The organism is Paraburkholderia sp. J11-2, from assembly GCF_905220185.1.
Lineage (GTDB): Bacteria > Pseudomonadota > Gammaproteobacteria > Burkholderiales > Burkholderiaceae > Paraburkholderia.
Genome location: NZ_CAJMYY010000048.1, coordinates 16,742 through 32,210, shown reverse-complemented (window position 1 = coordinate 32,210; position 15,469 = coordinate 16,742). Strand labels below are relative to the sequence as shown.

The window sequence follows — 15,469 nt, the reverse complement described above, 5'->3', positions numbered from 1 at the left end:
GCAACGCGGTGGCCGTGCGATTCAACAGGTATTGGAGATCGAGACGATGAAAGGCAAGACGCAGATGGGAGCGATGTGTTCGGCAGCCGTACTGGCAGCCGTACTGGGCACGCTCGCGGGTGGGGCGCTGGCGGATACGGCCGGCATGGAGAAAGGCGCGAGCGCCGATGGCCGGATTCCGGCCTATGCGGGTCCGCAAGCCGCGCCGGCCGACTGGTCGTATGGCAAGGTGCGCGGCGATTACTGGAAGCACAAGGGCGAGAAGCCGCTCTTCTCGATCGACGCGAGCAACGTCGACAAGTACGCGGACAACCTCACGCCCGGCCAGGTACAGCTCATCAAGCAGAAAAAGGGCTACCGCATGGACGTGTATCCGACGCACCGCGAATGCGGCGCGCCTGATTTCGTGCAGGCCAACACGGCGCTGAACGCGACCCAGGCGAAGATGGATTCGTCGGGCGAGGGGCTGCAAAGCGCAAGCCTGCCCGGCATGCCGTTCCCCGCGCCGAAAACGGGCGCGGAAGCGATGTGGGATCACCTCGCGCGCTATCGCGGCATTGGCGCGGAGTGGCAAAAGGCGGTGACGGCGGCGTCACCGCGGCCGGGCAGCACGGACTGGATCAAGGCCGAATCGAAGCAGACGCTTTACTTCCCGTGGGGCAAGAAGGGCACCGCCACGCCGCAGCAGGCTGGCATGCTCTACGCGATCTACTTCGCCTATGAAACGCCCGCCGCGCTCGCGGGGCAGGGTCTCGTGCAGCGCGACTACTTCGACAAGGCGAGCGATACGTTCTACTACTTCACGGGTCAGCGCCGCGTGCGCCGCATGCCTGCGTATTCGTACGACGCGCCGCAAATCGGCTTCGAGAACCAGTACACGGTCGATGAACCGTGGCTCTTCAACGGTCAACTCGACCGCTTCAACTGGAAGCTCGTCGGCAAGAAGGAAATCTATGTTCCGTACGACGACTTCGGCATGTTCAACTTCAAGGCGAAGTTCGACGACGTCTTCAAGCCGGACGCCGTCAGCCCCGAAGCGCGCCGCTACGAAATGCACCGCGTCTACGTCGTGGAGGCGACGCTGAAGTCCGGCGTGCGCCACGTTGCGACGAAGAAAGTCTTCTACATCGACGAAGACAGCGGCCTTGCGGTGGCCGCCGAAGACTACGATGCCCAGGGCAAGCTCTGGAAGGTCAAGGAGGCGTATCCGATTCCGGTGTACGAGCTGCACGGCGCCTGCGACGTCGAGCCGTTCGTGCAGTACGACCTCAACAACGGCCGTTACGTGACCGACCAGTCGACCATCGGTACGGACACCGACATCCGCTGGTACGAAGACTCGAGCGATGCGCGCTTCAAGGACGACTTCTATTCGTCCGAGAACCTGCGCGCCGTGAGCGAGCGATAACGTAGCGTCCAGCATTGGCGGCGCGCACGGGGACGTGCGCCGCCACCCTTCATATTCGACCTGGAAGAAAGCGGGCAGGGGAAAAGCGTGATATCCAAGACAAAAATCAGCGCAGCAGTTTCATTAGTCATGCTAACGGCGGCACAGGGGGCCTCGGCATACGAGTTCACACTCGACGACGGCGCCGTCAACGGATCGTGGGTCTCGAACCTCACGGCGGGCGGCGGCATTCGGGTCAAGAACCCGAGCTGCTCGCTCACGGGCGACCCCAACGCGAATGGCTGCGGCGCGGGCGCGAACACGGCGCAGTGGGCATCGGGCGACGATGGCAACCTCAACTATCGCAAGGGGCAGCCGTTCAGCACGTATGTCAGCGCGACGAGCGAGCTGCTGCTCACGATGCCGAGTCAAGGCGTCAAGTTCATGGTCCGCGGCACCGCCATGTACGACTTTCTGGCGAACGATACGAACAGAACGCCGCTGTCGAGCACCGCTGCCGCGCAGATTGTCTATCCGGTCGATCTGCTCGATCTCTGGGTCCAGAAGGATTTCACGCTCAACGACCGCTCGGCGCACGTGCGGCTCGGCAATCAGGTCATCAACTGGGGCGAAAGCTTTTTTGCGACCAACGGCATCAATGCGACCAACGCCGTTGATATTCAAAAGCTGCTGATTCCGGGCACCCAGCTCAAGCAGGCGCTGCTGCCCGAGCCGATGATCAGCTTCGCGGCAGGTATCACTTCGGGGCTCAGCACCGAGGCCTACTACCAGTTCAACTGGGAAAGCAACCGCTATCCGCCGGTCGGCTCCTACTGGTCCGCGGGCGACATTTTCGGGCGCGGCGCGGGCCCATTGACGATCAGCACGATCAACGGCAACGTGAACGGCCCCGACGCGGGCACGATCGCGGGTCCGAACGCGGGTAACTCGCAGACGATCGCGGGCATCAACTCAGGCCTCGTCAACGGTGTGTATGCGGGCCCTCCGTTTAACTCGATCGGCATTCCGACCTCGACGCAGCTGCCGAACAAATACCGCCCGCAGTTCGGCGTCAAGTTCAACTATAAGCCGAAGAACGTCGACGTCAACTTCGGCTTCTATTACGAAAACTATACCGACAAGTCACCGGTCGCCTCGGCGCTGGCGAATGGCACGGAACAGTTCCAGTACCTCCAGAACCGGCAGCTGTTTGGTGCGAGTGCGAACTTTGGCGTTGGCGACTGGGCGATCGGCACCGAGCTTTCGTACCGTCCGCACGATGCGGTCGCGCTGTCCGGGTGCTTTGGCGCGGGCGGCCCGCTCGACTTCAACACGAATGGCGTGTCGGGTGTTAACTGCCAGCAGTGGGAAGACCGCAAAAAGCTGCAGTATCTGATCAACGGTCAGTTGAATCTCACGCAAAGCGAGTATCCGTTCCTGAAGCTGCTTCACGCCGACATGGCGGTGCTAACAATGGAACTCGCGTGGATCTACTACCCAGGCCTCAATTCGAACGGCGTGACGCGCACGGTCGATGGCCAGCAGGTGACGCAGGCGCCGGCGGCGGGTTACTTCACCTGGCTGAACAACGACTCAGGCCTCGGCTACCCGATCACGGCGGCGAAGGGCACGGCAAGCTCGGTCGGCGCGACGATCGACTTCAACTGGACCTATGACGGCACGATCATTCATGGCTGGCAAGTTACGCCTGGCGTGACGTTCTCTGACGCGCTGTACGGCTATACGCCAACCTTCACGGCGAACTACATGCAGGGCGCGAAGTCGGTCAACGTATATCTGCTTTTCAATCAGAACCCGGCGGTCTGGCAGGCAGGTATCAACTTCACGGCTTTCTTCGGCGGTCACGACACCGTTGGGCAGCCGTACGCCGACCGCAATTTCGTCGGCGTCTTCGCGACACGTAATTTTTAAGCAATCGGGCGCGTGCCTTGTTGGCGCGTGCCCGAAACCGGCAGCAGACTTTGAGGGGCGCAATGTGTTGAATCGTCTGGTTGGCAAGCTCGAGGGGTTCCTGTTCGGGCATCGCGCGATCACGCTGGGCGTGATCGCCTTATTCACGGTCGTGATGGCCGTGTTCGCGCTGCAGTTGCGCATGGACGCCGGATTCGAGAAGCAGATTCCGACCGAACACGAGTACGTCAAGACCTTCCAGCAATACCGGAACGATCTGCTCGGCGCGAACCGCATCACGGTTGTGCTCAAGGCGCGCAACGGCACGATCTGGACGCGCGAAGGCCTCACCCGGCTCTACGAAATCACGCAGGCCGTGGGCTATCTGCCGAACGTCGATCGCGGCGGCGTGCAGTCGCTCTGGACACCTAACTCGTTCGTCAACGAGATCACCGAAGACGGCTTTCGCGCCGACCCGCTGATCGACGGCACGATCACGCCGGAGAGTCTCACGCCCGAGAAGATTGCCTCGATTCGCCAGTCCACCTCGGCGGGCGGCTACGTCGGCGTGCTCGTCTCGCGTGACCAGACGAGCGCTATGGTGACGGCGGAGCTGAACGAGCGCGACGCGAACGGCAAGGCCCTCGATTACGTGGCGTTCAACCACATCCTCGAAGAGAAACTGCGCAAGCCCTATGAAAACGGCGCGTATCAGGTGCAGATCATCGGCTTCGCGAAGCAGATCGGCGACATTGCCGACGGCGCTTCGGGCGTGCTGGTGTTCTGTGCGCTCGCGCTGGTGCTCACGGCGGCGGCCGTGTACTGGTACAGCCGCTCTCTGCGTTTCACGATCCTGCCTATCGCGTGCTCGCTCACGTCCCTCGTGTGGCAGTTCGGCACGCTGCGCATACTCGGCTTCGGCCTTGACCCGCTCGCGGTGCTGGTGCCGTTTCTCGTCTTCGCCATTGGCGTTTCGCACGGCATTCAGCAGATCAACTTCATCGTGCGTGAGCTGTCGCATGGACGCAGCCCGATGGAAGCCGCGCGCCAGAGCTTCAGCGGCCTCTTGATCCCCGGCACGCTCGCGCTCGTTACCGCGCTCGTGTCGTTCATCACGCTGCTGCTCATTCCCATTCCGATGGTGCGCGAACTGGCGATCACGGCTTCGCTCGGTGTTGGCTACAAGATCGTGACGAATCTCGTGATGCTGCCGGTCGTTGCATCGTGTATGCATTTCACAAAGGCGTACGCGGACCGCGCGCTGGCGGCGCGCGAGCGGCGCGCGCATTGGCTGAGGCTGCTCGCGCGCCTGGCTGAGCCTCGCAATGCCGCGATCACGCTTGCCGTGACCGCGATGATTTTCGGCGTGGCGGTGTGGCAAAGCCGCGATCGTGTGGTGGGCACACTGCAGCCGGGCGCCCCCGAGTTGCGCGCCGACTCGCGCTTCAACCAGGATGCCGTTGCGATCGCAACCAGCTACGACGTCGGCCTCGACTGGCTCACGGTCGTGTTCGAGACTCCGCGCGTTGCCGACTGCACCGACCCGCGGCTCGGCATCTTCGAAGACGACTTTACCGGCGCGATGAACCGGGTACCCGGCGTCGTCTCGGTCAGCTCGTATCCGCTGATGCTGCGTACCTACAACGAGGGATATAACGAAGGCAATCCGAAGATGTTCGTGGTGCCGATCGACCCCACCAACTATGCGGCGCTGAGCGCCGAAATCAACCGGGTGCACGGCTACATGACGAAGGACTGCAAGATGACCGCAGTGCATCTGTTCCTGGCCGACCACAAGGCAGCGACGATCAACCGCGTGATCGATGCCGTGAAGACTTACCGCGCGGAGAACCATCTGGAAGGCGTGACGATCCGCCTTGCTGCCGGCAACGCAGGCGTGCTCGCCGCGACCAACGACGAAGTGGCGCGCAGCGAACTGCCGATGATGCTCTACGTCTACGCGGCCATCATCGTGCTCGTGCTGCTCGCGTATCGCGACCTGCGCGCGGTGATCGCCTGCTGCCTGCCTTTGACGGTGGCGACGTTCATCGGCTACTGGTTCATGAAGCAACTGCAGATCGGCCTCACGGTCGCGACCTTGCCGGTCATGGTGCTGGCAGTGGGTATCGGTGTGGACTACGCGTTCTACATCTACAACCGGCTGCAACTGCATCTCTCGCATGACGTGCCCGTGGTGAAGGCAGTCGAACAGTCGATTCTCGAAGTTGGCGTGGCGACGATCTTCACGGCAATCACGCTCGCTGTTGGCGTCGCGACGTGGAGCTTCTCCGCACTGAAGTTCCAGGCGGACATGGGCAAGTTGCTCGCGTTCATGTTCATCGTGAACCTCGTGATGGCGATGACGGCGCTGCCCGCGCTCGCGGTCTGGCTCACACGGCTCTTCCCGCGCCGCTCGGCGGTCAAAAGCTCAAGCTTCTTCACTCACTAGCCCGCCACGAGGACGATTCGCCATGCAACGAACAAAGGGTTCGAAGATCGCCTGCGCAGCGCTCGCACTGCTTGCGGGCCTGCAATACACACACGCCGCGCTCGCTGGCGCGGCGCCCGACAGCACGGTCGCGGTCGTCGCCGCGAAGCACCGTGCCGACGCGGAGCATTCGATGGTGCTCGGCGCGGCACTCGCGGGCAACCGCATCGTCGCAGTCGGGGAGCGCGGTGTGATCCTGCTCTCCGACGACGACGGCGTGCATTTCCGCCAGGCGCAGGCCGTGCCCGCCAACGCAACGCTCACCTCGGTCTCGTTCGTCGACGCGCAGCACGGCTGGGCGGCGGGACATTGGGGCGTCGTGCTGCACACCGACGACGGCGGCGAGCACTGGCGCGAGCAACGCGCGGATACGAGCGTCGACCAGCCGCTCTTTTCCATCGCGTTCCGCGACGAGATGCACGGCTGGGCCGTGGGCCTGTGGTCGCTGCTGATCACGACCGACGACGGCGGCGTCACGTGGAAAACGCAGCCGGTAGGCGAGGGCGCGGCCGCAGGCAAGAGCGGGCTGAACTTCTTTTCCGTGTTCGCCGGCCAGGAGAAAGACGTTTATATCGCTGCCGAGCAAGGCACCGTATTCAAGTCGAGCGACGACGGCGCAAGCTGGCAGGCGTTGCACACGGGCTATAAGGGCACGCTCTGGAGCGGCGTGGTCGCGCCTGACCGCACGGTCTACGTGGGCGGACTGCGCGGCAATCTGTTCGCAAGCCAGGACGGCGGCGCGACATGGCAGTCCGTGAGTTCCGGTGCGAGCAGTTCGATCACCGGCCTCGTTGCGAATGCAACGAGTGTCGCGGGCGTGGCGCTCGATGGCTACGTGATGGTCAAGGCGGCGGGAGCGCACGATTTCGCGGCGAAGCAATTGCCTGGGCGCGACGCGCTGACCGCATTGATATTGAAGCGAGACGGTTCCACCGTCCTGTTTTCCAAAGATGGCTTAGTTGCCAAATGAGTTGCCAAATGAGTTGCCAAACAAACCAGTCAGGAGCTGAGATGCAAATCGAGGAATTGCTTGCAAACCTCCACACCCAGATGATCGTGGGTGGCCGCACCGTCCCCGCGCGCAGTGGCAAGACCTTCGCCGTGTACGACCCGGCCAGCGGCCGCGAAATCGCCCAGGTGCCCGACGGCGATGCCGATGACGTCGCGGCCGCCGTGGCCGTGGCGAAGAACGCGTTCGAATCGAACGAATGGCGCCGTATGCCTCCTGCCGCGCGCGAACACCTGCTGCTCAAGCTTGCCGATCTCGTCGAACAGCATGGCGACGAACTCGCTGCACTGGAGACGCTCAACCAGGGCAAGCTACTCGGCTTCTCGCGCATGCTCGAAGTCGGCGGCAGCGCGCAGTGGCTGCGCTACATGGCAGGCTGGGCGACCAAGATCGAAGGCAGCACGGTCGATCTGTCGTTGAGCTTTCCGCCGGGCGTACAGTACCGCGCCTCGACGCAGCGCGTGCCGGTTGGCGTGGTCGCGGCCGTCGTGCCGTGGAACTTCCCGCTTCTGATGGCCGTGTGGAAAATCGCGCCGGCGCTCGCGTGCGGCTGCACGGTGGTGCTCAAGCCCGCCGAGGAAACGCCGCTCACCGCGATCCGCCTTGCCGAACTGGCGCTCGAAGCAGGCTTTCCGCCGGGCGTGCTCAATGTCGTGACCGGTCGTGGCGAAACGGCAGGCGCGGCGCTGGTGCGTCATCCCGATGTCGACAAGGTGACGTTCACGGGCTCGACCGAAGTGGGTCGCCTGATCGGCGCGCAGTGCGGCCGGGATATCCGCCGCGTGTCGCTCGAACTGGGCGGCAAGAGCCCCGTGATCGTGCTGGACGACTGCGATCCGCGCAAGGCCATTGAAGGCGCGGCGGGCGCGATCTTCTTCAACCACGGCCAGGTGTGCACGGCAGGCTCGCGTCTTTATGTGCCGCGCTCGATGTACGGGCAGATCGTGGAAGGCATCGCGCAAGTGGCCAACAGCCTCGTGCTCGGTTCGGGTTTCGACGAGAAGACGCAGATGGGTCCGCTCGTTTCGTCGCGCCATCGCGACAAGGTCGTCGGCATGATCGCCGAAGGCCGTGCGCAGGGCGGCGAAATCATGGCGGGCGGCGCGGCGCATGACGGCGCGGGCTATTTCGTGCGCCCGACCGTGGTCGCCAACGAAGGGCGCAAGCCGCTTTCGCTCGTGAATGAAGAAGTGTTCGGCCCGGTGCTGGTTGCCATGCCCTACGACGATCTCGAAGAGGCGATCAGCGCCGCGAATTCAAGCGAGTACGGTCTCGGCGCAAGCGTGTGGACAAACCAGCTCGACAAGGCACTGCGCGTGGTCGACCGCATGGAGGCGGGCACGGTCTGGGTCAACTCGCACAACATGGTCGACCCCGCGCTGCCGTTCGGCGGGTTCAAGTCGTCCGGTGTGGGGCGCGAACATGGCCGCGCGATCATCGACGCGTACACCGAGACGAAATCTGTCTGCTTCGCCTACTGAACCACGTTCGAGGATCAAGGCACAATGAATACGTCACCAGCGGATCTGCAGGGCCTCGCCATGCGCGAAGAGACGAATGCGAAATCACGAGCACGCCTGTGGGTCGCGATACTCGCGGGTGTGGTCGGGCCAGAGGTGTTCATCGTTCAGCCCGCGGTCGTAGAGGGCTTCGTGAAGTATCTGGGCTTCGACGCGGTCGCGGCGGGTTACGCAGCTTCGGTGGAGGTGTGGGGCATTGCGTTGAGTTCCATCCTGCTGCCGCTGTTCGCGAAGCGCGTGAACTGGCGCACGGTGATCGTGCTGTCGATTCTGCTGATGGCGTTCGGCAACGCGGCTTCGGCGTTCACGCCCGATCACAGCGTATTTCTTGTGCTGAGACTACTCGTGGGAATTGGTGCAGGCGGCCTCATTTCGCTCAGCTTCGCGGCGGTCGGGTTGACAGCCAACCCCGACCGCAACTTCGGCTACATGGTCATGTGGGTGATGATCTACGGCGCGCTGGGGTTGTGGCTCGTGCCGAGCGCGTTCGCCATTGGCGGCATGAAGCTGCTGCTGTTCTTCTTCGCCGCGTTTCCGCTCGTCGTGCTGCCATTCGTGCGCTACCTGCCGCGCGGCGGCGAAAGCGCGCCGCAATCCGATGCGAACGCGATCGAGCTGCCAAGGCCCGCGAAGGCGTCCGCCTTGCTCGCCATGCTGCTGTACTTCGTGGCGCAGGGCATCGTCTGGGCCTATCTGTTCCTCATCGGCACCGTTGACGGTCTGAGCGAGCAGCAGGTGGCCAACGCGCTCACGCTTTCGCAGTTCATGGGCGTGCTCGGTGCGTGGGCGTTCGGCGTGTGCGGCACGCGCATCGGCCGCTCGCGCGCGCTTACGGTGAGCGTGCTCGGCGGCTCGCTGTGTCTGCTCTTTCTCACCACGCACACGACCTTCGCCGTCTTCGCGCTGGTTGTTTGCATTTACAACTTCTTCTGGAACGTTGCCCAGCCCGCGTTGCTCTCGTCGATGGCCGTGTTCGACCGTAGCGGGCGCATGGTGCTGGCTGCCACCGCCATGCAGATGATCGGTCTCGCGACTGGTCCCGCGCTCGCCGCCTGGATCATGACGTCCGGCGCTTATTCTCAGGTGATCGGGTCCGGCGTTGCGTTGTTCGTCGCGAGCTGGTTCCTCATCTATTACCCGGTGCGCTCGCATGCGCGCATGCTGCGCCGCGCCGCCACCGATACGGAGACTTCCGATGCCTGATCAAGAACTGTTGCAGCGGCGCTACCGCGTGCTCGGCAAGCGCGCGCCGCTCTTCTACGACACGCCTTTGCATATCGTGCGCGGGGAAGGCGTATGGCTTTACGACGCCGAAGGCAAGCGCTATCTCGACGCCTATAACAACGTGCCGCACGTAGGCCATTGCCATCCGCGCGTGAGCGAGGCCATCGCGAAGCAGGCGTCGATGCTGAACACGAGCACGCGCTATCTGCACGAGAACATCGTGGAGTACGGCGAGCGCCTCGTTTCGACCTTCGACGCTTCCTTGCCGATGGTGATGTTCTGCTGCACAGGCAGCGAGGCCAATGAACTGGCGCTGCGCATGGCGCGGGAGTGCACCGGCAACATGGGCATTATCTGCACCGCGCACTCGTATCACGGCAATACGGCGGCGGTGGTGCAGGTCAGCTCGTTTCTTTCCACGCAGCAGCAGCGCGGCCGCTATGTGCGCACGATTCCCGTGATCGACCCGTATCGCGAGCGCGCAGGCATGAGCGAAGACGAACTCGCGAGTCGCTACGCCGAGGACGTGCAGGCCGCCATCGACGCGTTCGAGGCCGACGGCGTGCGTGTAGCAGGCCTGCTGATGTGCTCAGGCCTCTCGTGCGAGGGCTTGCCGGACGTGCCCGCGGGTTATCTCGCGCGCGCCGTGGAGAAGGTGCGGCGCGCGGGCGGCGTGTATATCTCCGACGAAGTGCAGGGCGGCTTTGGCCGTTTCGGCTCGCATTTCTGGGGACATCAGAAGCTTGGCGTCACGCCGGACATCGTCACGATGGGCAAGCCCATGGGCAACGGTCACCCGCTCGCGGGCGTGGTGGCGCGCCGGGAATTGATCGAAGACTTCGCCGAGCGCAATCCGATGTACTTCAACACGTTCGCGGGCAACCCCGTTTCGTGCGCCGCGGGCATGGCGGTGCTCGACGTGATCGCAGATGAAGGCCTTCAGCAGAACGCGCAGACCATGGGGCAATACGTGCTCGAACGTCTGCGTGCGCTGGCGCAAAAGCACGCGGCGATCGGCGACGTGCGCGGCAGCGGACTCTTCTTCGCCGTGGAAATGGTCGAAGACCGCGCGGACAAGTCGCCCGCCGGCAGCGTGGCGCGCCGCGTCGTCAACGCCATGCGCGAGCGTGGCGTGCTCATCAGCCGTATCGGCGTGCACGACAACATCCTCAAGATCCGGCCGCCCATGCCGTTCACGACGGTCCACGCCGACCAGTTGATCGACACACTCGACGCCGTGCTCAACGCCCTTTGAGAGGATCGCGATGACCCATACAGAAGACGCGCGCGCGTCGGAGAACGCGTTTGCGCTGCAGCATCTTGCCGCCCAGGCGCTTGAGATGTGGGACCTCGGCGACTGCGTGATCGCGCCGATCAAGATCCGCGAGAACGCCGTGTTTCGTGTGGATAGCCGCGACGGTCGGCGCGCGGTGCTGCGCATTCACCGCCTCGGCTATCACGATGACGCAGCGCTGCACTCGGAATTCGAGTGGATGCAAGCGCTCGCGAGCGCGGGCGTCGAGGTGCCGCGCGTGGTGAAATCGCGCGCGGGGCGCCCGTTCGAGCGCGTGCACAGCGATGAACTGCCGGCAGGCCGTCAGATCGACGTGCTCGAATGGGTCGACGGGCGCCAACTCGGCGCGCTCGAATCGGGTCTCGATGGCGGCGAGGAGGACGTCGCGGGCCGCTATTACACGCTTGGCGGCATGGCGGCGCGCATGCACAACCATACGAGCGCGTGGCGGGCCCCTGCGGGCTTCAAGCGGCATAGCTGGTGTGAGGAAGGGCTCGCGGGCAGCGAGCCGCTCTGGGGCCGTTTCTGGGAACTGGAGCAACTGAGTGCGCCGCAACGGCGGTTCTTCGAGCGGGCGCGCGAGGCGCTCTGGGCTGACCTGAGCGCCTATGGCAAGGATGCCGGGCAGTTCGGCCTGATCCACGCGGATCTCGTGCCCGAGAACGTGCTCGTGGACGGCGAGCGCGTGCGCGTGATCGATTTCGACGATGCGGGCTTCGGCTGGCATTTGTTCGACGTTGCGACGTCGCTCTACTTCATCCGCGGCGAGCCGTACTTCGATACCGCGATGGAAGCCTTCGTCACGGGCTACCGCGCGCATCGTCCGCTAGTCGATGAGCAGCTGCGGCAATTGCCGCTGTTCATGGCGGCGCGCAGCACGACCTACCTCGGCTGGGTGCATGAGAAAAAGCACACGGAAACGGCCAGGACACTCACGCCGGTACTGATCGATTACGCGACTTCGGCGGTCGAGGAATATCTGCGCGGCAGGTGAGGGCAGCGCCGGGGCATGCTCCGGCGCGCGTTATTTCGGACGATTGTCCGAAGGCATGGCGTCGAAAAGCTCGCGATAGTCCTGCGTGAAATGACCCGAATGGAAAAAGCCCCAGCGCTGCGCCGCGTCGCGCACGGTGAGCTCGGCCGACGGCGCTTTGCGAAGCAACTGGTGCACGTAATTCAGGCGTATCGCGCGCATATATTCCACGGGCGATTTGCCCGTCACGAGGCGAAAGCTCGTCTGCACCGTGCGGCGGCTGATACGCAGCGATTCGCAAAGCTCGTGCACCGTCACGGGTTCCAGCGGGCGCGCAATGATCATGTCGTGCGCGCGTGCAACTACGTCGCTATGCGACATCCAGGTGATATCGGTCTTATCGTCCGGAGTGCCGCTCTCGACCACGGCATCGAGCATCTCGAAGATCTGCGCGGTCACGGTGCGTTGGGCCAGCTCCGACTCTGCGAACGCGTTCAGCGCAAATGCCTCGTCGGTTACGTAACGCCACAAGGCGATGAACTGCTCGCGCACGCCGGGTTCGAGCGGAATGACGGAAGTCTTGGTGAAAAAGCGGCTTTCGAGGCGTGCGGCCAGCTCCGGGCGCTCGCGCAGGAACGGCACCTTCACGCCAATGCCGAGTATGGCGGTCTCGCCCGGGAAATGCAGCACGAACTCGCGGTTCGCCCGCGCGCAGATCAGGGAATCAGCCGTAACGGCGCGGTCCGCGAAAGTCACCGGAGAACTCGCGTCGAGCACGATGCCGAACACGAGCATGTCGCTGGGCGTGCTGCCCTGCTGCACGATGCGGCGGTTCACGGACTCGTAGAACACGTGTATGCCGTCGCTGCCGATTTGCTGGAGGCGACCGTGGAATTGTCCACAATCGAGCTGGAAGTATTGCTGTTCCCAGCCAGAAAGCAGCGCCGCGTGTTCGCCGGCGTCGGTAAAGGTGTGATTCTCGAGCTGCATGCTGATTGCGAATAAAACGCGGTACCGATCGGGGTGGCGGCCATCCTGGTCACCATTCACTGACCGCCTGGTCGGTTAATGCCGGTGTGAGGATGACGGGCGGAATGCTTTCTCGCAAGTCCGGGATGGCCCTCTCCGGGATGCCCCTGGCTTGCGTTGGTTGACTTGTCTCCTTTCTTCGCTTCGGCTGTGTCGTGGCGCGCCGCGATCGATCCCGTGCTCGCCGATCGTTTTGTCTGATGTATGCGCTCGCACCTTCTTCGTGAGGCGGCGCGGGTTGGCTAGTGGTATGCATGCAGCGTACCCGCCGCCGCGCGAGAAAAAAATGCGTGCGTGCGGCAGGGCGCCTGGTGGGTTTCCTCACCGATCTAAAGGTTTTACCAGGGTGCGATTTACGCCGCGGCGCAAGGGCGAGCCACGCGGTGGAAATTGCGGTCGAAGTAGACGAGACCGTCGCCGTCGCAGCGCACGCGAATATGGGTCGCCTTCACGAACATGACCGAATGAGAGCCGACGTCCTTGAGTTCGACGATCTCGCCTTGCAGGCTCGCGAGCGCATCGCGCAGCACGGGCACGCCATGCTCGCCTTCATCCCAGAACGGCAGGCTAAAGCGCGCGTCCATCGACAGTTGCGTAAGACCCGCGAAGTGTTTTGCCAGCAGCTCGTGCTCGCCGGGCAGCACATTCACGCATACGCGGCCGTTGCCCGCGAAGGCGGCGTGCATCGCGCTCGAGCGGTTCAGGCAGACGAGCAGCGTAGGCGGCGCGTCCGTGACGGAGCACACGGCGCTCGCGGTAATGCCGCAGCGGCCGAACGGACCGGCCGTGGTGATCACGCTGACAGCGGCGGACAAGTGCGCCATCGCGTGGCGAAAATCCTTGCGGGTGTCATGCGTCGGGAGCGTGCTGGATGTGTCGGACATGATGTGTGTTTTCCGTGCAATTGCTGATCTTGTGATTCGAGTCTGTGATTAACAGCGTACGGCAAGCACCGCGCGAAAAATACTGTCACGATTGGCCTGAGTGATGGCGTCGCTCCCGATCCTTCTAAAGATTTCACCAGGTATCGCGGAAACCGGAATGTGCGCTTTGAAATTACGCGGCGGAATTACGGGGTAATGCGCATTTTCAGGGCTTTATTGGCTGGTTATGATGGGTCATGCAACTGCGGGAGCGCGCAAATGAAATGGGACGGCACAGGGCACGTCTCGCGGCGCTTCGCAACGAACAATCTCGGAGAGAGCAGATGACTTTACCTGCTCCGGTCATCTATATCGTCGACGACGACAACGGCATGCGCACCTCGCTCGCGTGGCTGCTGGAATCGGTTGGCGTGAAATCGGAAGGTTTCGCCAACGCAGCCGATTTTCTGCGTGCATTCGATCCGGACGTCCCAGCATGTCTGGTGCTCGACGTGCGCATGCCAGAGACCAGCGGTTTTGATGTACAGGCGGAATTGAACCGACGAGGTGCGACGTTACCTATCATTTTCGTGAGCGGACACGGCGACATACCGATGTCCGTGCGCGCGCTGCAAAACGGCGCGATTGATTTCGTGGAAAAGCCGTACAACTCGCAGCAAATGCTCGATCGCGTGCAACGCGCGATGAAGCTTGCCACGCAGCGTCATGCCGCCGACCAGAAGCGGCGCGATCTGCGCAAACGCCTCGAATCGCTCACGGGGCGCGAGCGGGAAGTGCTACGCGGTGTGATCGATGGCAAGGGCAGTAAGCGCATCGCGTCGGAACTCGACATCAGCGTAAAGACGGTCGACGTGCATCGCGCGAGCATCAAGGACAAACTCGGTGCCGCGTCCATTGCGACGCTCGTGCGCGATGTGATGGCGGTATGGGACCAGGACGCGCAGACGCACACGTCGTGAGGCGGCGTGTGCGTCGCGCGTTTTGGCGCGAGAGTTGGCGCACTGGTTAGCGCATGTAAAGACCGCCGTTGATGTCCCAGCACGCTCCGTTGGCGAAGTACGCGTTGCCCGAGGCGAGCAGCACGGCGGCGTCGGCGACGTAGTCGGCGGCGCCCAGGCGCCCCACGGGAATGCTCGCAATCACTTTGTCGAGTTTGTCCGCGGGCACGCTCTCGTGCACGATAGGCAAATCGAGCGGCCCCGGCGAAATGGCATTCACGGTCACGCCAGAGGCGGCGAGATCACGCGCGAACACTTTGGTGAGCGTGATGGCGCCGCCCTTGGCCGCCGCATAGTGCGCGCCCGTTGCCGAACCGCCATTCTGGCCGGCCAGCGAAGCAATATTCACAATGCGTCCTTCGCCCTGGTTCGCGAAGTGCTGCCCGAACACCTGGCAGCCGAACAGCACGCTGCGCAGATTGACGTCGATGACCTGATCGAACTGTTCGGCCGTGATCTCCATGACAGGCACGACCTTCGATGCACCCGCATTGTTCACGATCGCATCGACGTGGCCCCAGCGCGCGACGATCGCATCGCGCGCACTCTCGAAATCCTCTTTGCGCGTGACGTCTAGCTTCAACGCGAATGCGCTCGACGCATCGGCGCTCAACGCGCGCGCGGTGGCAGCGGCGGCATCGAATGCCACGTCGCCGAGGACGACGCGGTAGCCCGCCGCATGAAAACGCGCGGCAATCACGGCGCCGAGGCCGCGCGCCGCACCGGTAACGAGGACGACTCTGCTGGACATG

Annotated in this window: 12 protein-coding genes; 9 read left to right on the top strand and 3 right to left on the bottom strand. The window is 63.5% G+C overall.

Annotation, left to right across the window (positions count from 1 at the left end):
* Positions 1–46 precede the first annotated feature (46 nt).
* The 8 genes from U5A57_RS39090 (at position 47) to U5A57_RS39055 (ending at position 11,827) form a co-directional block, all read left to right on the top strand.
* Entirely contained in the window at positions 47–1,408 is a 1,362-nt protein-coding gene (locus U5A57_RS39090) for a DUF1329 domain-containing protein (protein WP_321917493.1), read from the top strand.
* An 87-nt stretch (positions 1,409–1,495) separates the two neighbouring features.
* A complete protein-coding gene (locus U5A57_RS39085; protein ID WP_415774715.1) occupies positions 1,496–3,319 on the top strand; it encodes a DUF1302 domain-containing protein in 1,824 nt (607 codons plus the stop codon).
* Between the two features lie 64 nt (positions 3,320–3,383).
* Positions 3,384–5,747, top strand: a complete 2,364-nt coding sequence (locus tag U5A57_RS39080) for an efflux RND transporter permease subunit (protein WP_321917492.1) — start codon at positions 3,384–3,386, stop codon at positions 5,745–5,747.
* 22 nt (positions 5,748–5,769) lie between these two features.
* The gene (locus U5A57_RS39075; protein ID WP_321917491.1) at positions 5,770–6,756 is read left to right on the top strand and encodes a WD40/YVTN/BNR-like repeat-containing protein; all 987 of its coding nucleotides are present in this window, start codon (positions 5,770–5,772) and stop codon (positions 6,754–6,756) included.
* A gap of 41 nt (positions 6,757–6,797) precedes the next feature.
* Positions 6,798–8,276, top strand: coding sequence for a phenylacetaldehyde dehydrogenase StyD (gene styD / locus U5A57_RS39070; protein WP_321917490.1), 1,479 nt, complete (start codon positions 6,798–6,800; stop codon positions 8,274–8,276).
* Positions 8,277–8,300: 24 nt separating this feature from the next.
* On the top strand, positions 8,301–9,518 hold the full coding sequence (locus tag U5A57_RS39065; RefSeq protein ID WP_321917488.1) for an MFS transporter: 1,218 nt from the start codon (positions 8,301–8,303) through the stop codon (positions 9,516–9,518).
* Positions 9,511–10,794 (top strand): aminotransferase class III-fold pyridoxal phosphate-dependent enzyme, encoded by a 1,284-nt coding sequence (locus tag U5A57_RS39060; protein WP_321917486.1) that lies wholly within the window; start codon positions 9,511–9,513, stop codon positions 10,792–10,794. Before U5A57_RS39065 ends, U5A57_RS39060 begins: the two co-directional genes overlap by 8 nt.
* Before the next feature lie 10 nt (positions 10,795–10,804).
* Positions 10,805–11,827 (top strand): phosphotransferase enzyme family protein, encoded by a 1,023-nt coding sequence (locus U5A57_RS39055; RefSeq protein WP_321917484.1) that lies wholly within the window; start codon positions 10,805–10,807, stop codon positions 11,825–11,827.
* A gap of 30 nt (positions 11,828–11,857) precedes the next feature.
* Here U5A57_RS39055 and U5A57_RS39050 read toward each other — a convergent pair whose 3' ends face one another.
* Positions 11,858–12,796, bottom strand: a complete 939-nt coding sequence (locus tag U5A57_RS39050; RefSeq protein WP_321917482.1) for a helix-turn-helix domain-containing protein — start codon at positions 12,794–12,796, stop codon at positions 11,858–11,860.
* A 392-nt stretch (positions 12,797–13,188) separates the two neighbouring features.
* Positions 13,189–13,719 carry a 4-hydroxyphenylacetate 3-monooxygenase, reductase component gene (hpaC, locus tag U5A57_RS39045; RefSeq protein WP_321917480.1) on the bottom strand — a complete coding sequence of 177 codons (531 nt, stop codon included), beginning with the start codon at positions 13,717–13,719 and terminating at the stop codon, positions 13,189–13,191.
* Positions 13,720–14,042: 323 nt separating this feature from the next.
* On the opposite strand from hpaC, the gene U5A57_RS39040 reads away from it, so the two are divergent.
* Positions 14,043–14,678, top strand: coding sequence for a response regulator transcription factor (locus tag U5A57_RS39040; protein ID WP_321917479.1), 636 nt, complete (start codon positions 14,043–14,045; stop codon positions 14,676–14,678).
* 46 nt (positions 14,679–14,724) lie between these two features.
* Here U5A57_RS39040 and U5A57_RS39035 read toward each other — a convergent pair whose 3' ends face one another.
* Positions 14,725–15,468, bottom strand: coding sequence for an SDR family NAD(P)-dependent oxidoreductase (locus U5A57_RS39035; RefSeq protein ID WP_321917478.1), 744 nt, complete (start codon positions 15,466–15,468; stop codon positions 14,725–14,727).
* Between the last annotated feature and the right edge of the window lies 1 nt (position 15,469).

Coding starts and splice junctions, on each gene's coding strand:
- U5A57_RS39055 (WP_321917484.1), top strand. CDS start 10,805: ATGACCCATACAGAAGACGCGCGCGCGTCGGAGAACGCGTTTGCGCTG.
- U5A57_RS39090 (WP_321917493.1), top strand. CDS start 47: ATGAAAGGCAAGACGCAGATGGGAGCGATGTGTTCGGCAGCCGTACTG.
- U5A57_RS39035 (WP_321917478.1), bottom strand. CDS start 15,468: ATGTCCAGCAGAGTCGTCCTCGTTACCGGTGCGGCGCGCGGCCTCGGC.
- U5A57_RS39060 (WP_321917486.1), top strand. CDS start 9,511: ATGCCTGATCAAGAACTGTTGCAGCGGCGCTACCGCGTGCTCGGCAAG.
- styD (WP_321917490.1), top strand. CDS start 6,798: ATGCAAATCGAGGAATTGCTTGCAAACCTCCACACCCAGATGATCGTG.
- U5A57_RS39065 (WP_321917488.1), top strand. CDS start 8,301: ATGAATACGTCACCAGCGGATCTGCAGGGCCTCGCCATGCGCGAAGAG.
- U5A57_RS39075 (WP_321917491.1), top strand. CDS start 5,770: ATGCAACGAACAAAGGGTTCGAAGATCGCCTGCGCAGCGCTCGCACTG.
- hpaC (WP_321917480.1), bottom strand. CDS start 13,719: ATGTCCGACACATCCAGCACGCTCCCGACGCATGACACCCGCAAGGAT.
- U5A57_RS39050 (WP_321917482.1), bottom strand. CDS start 12,796: ATGCAGCTCGAGAATCACACCTTTACCGACGCCGGCGAACACGCGGCG.
- U5A57_RS39040 (WP_321917479.1), top strand. CDS start 14,043: ATGACTTTACCTGCTCCGGTCATCTATATCGTCGACGACGACAACGGC.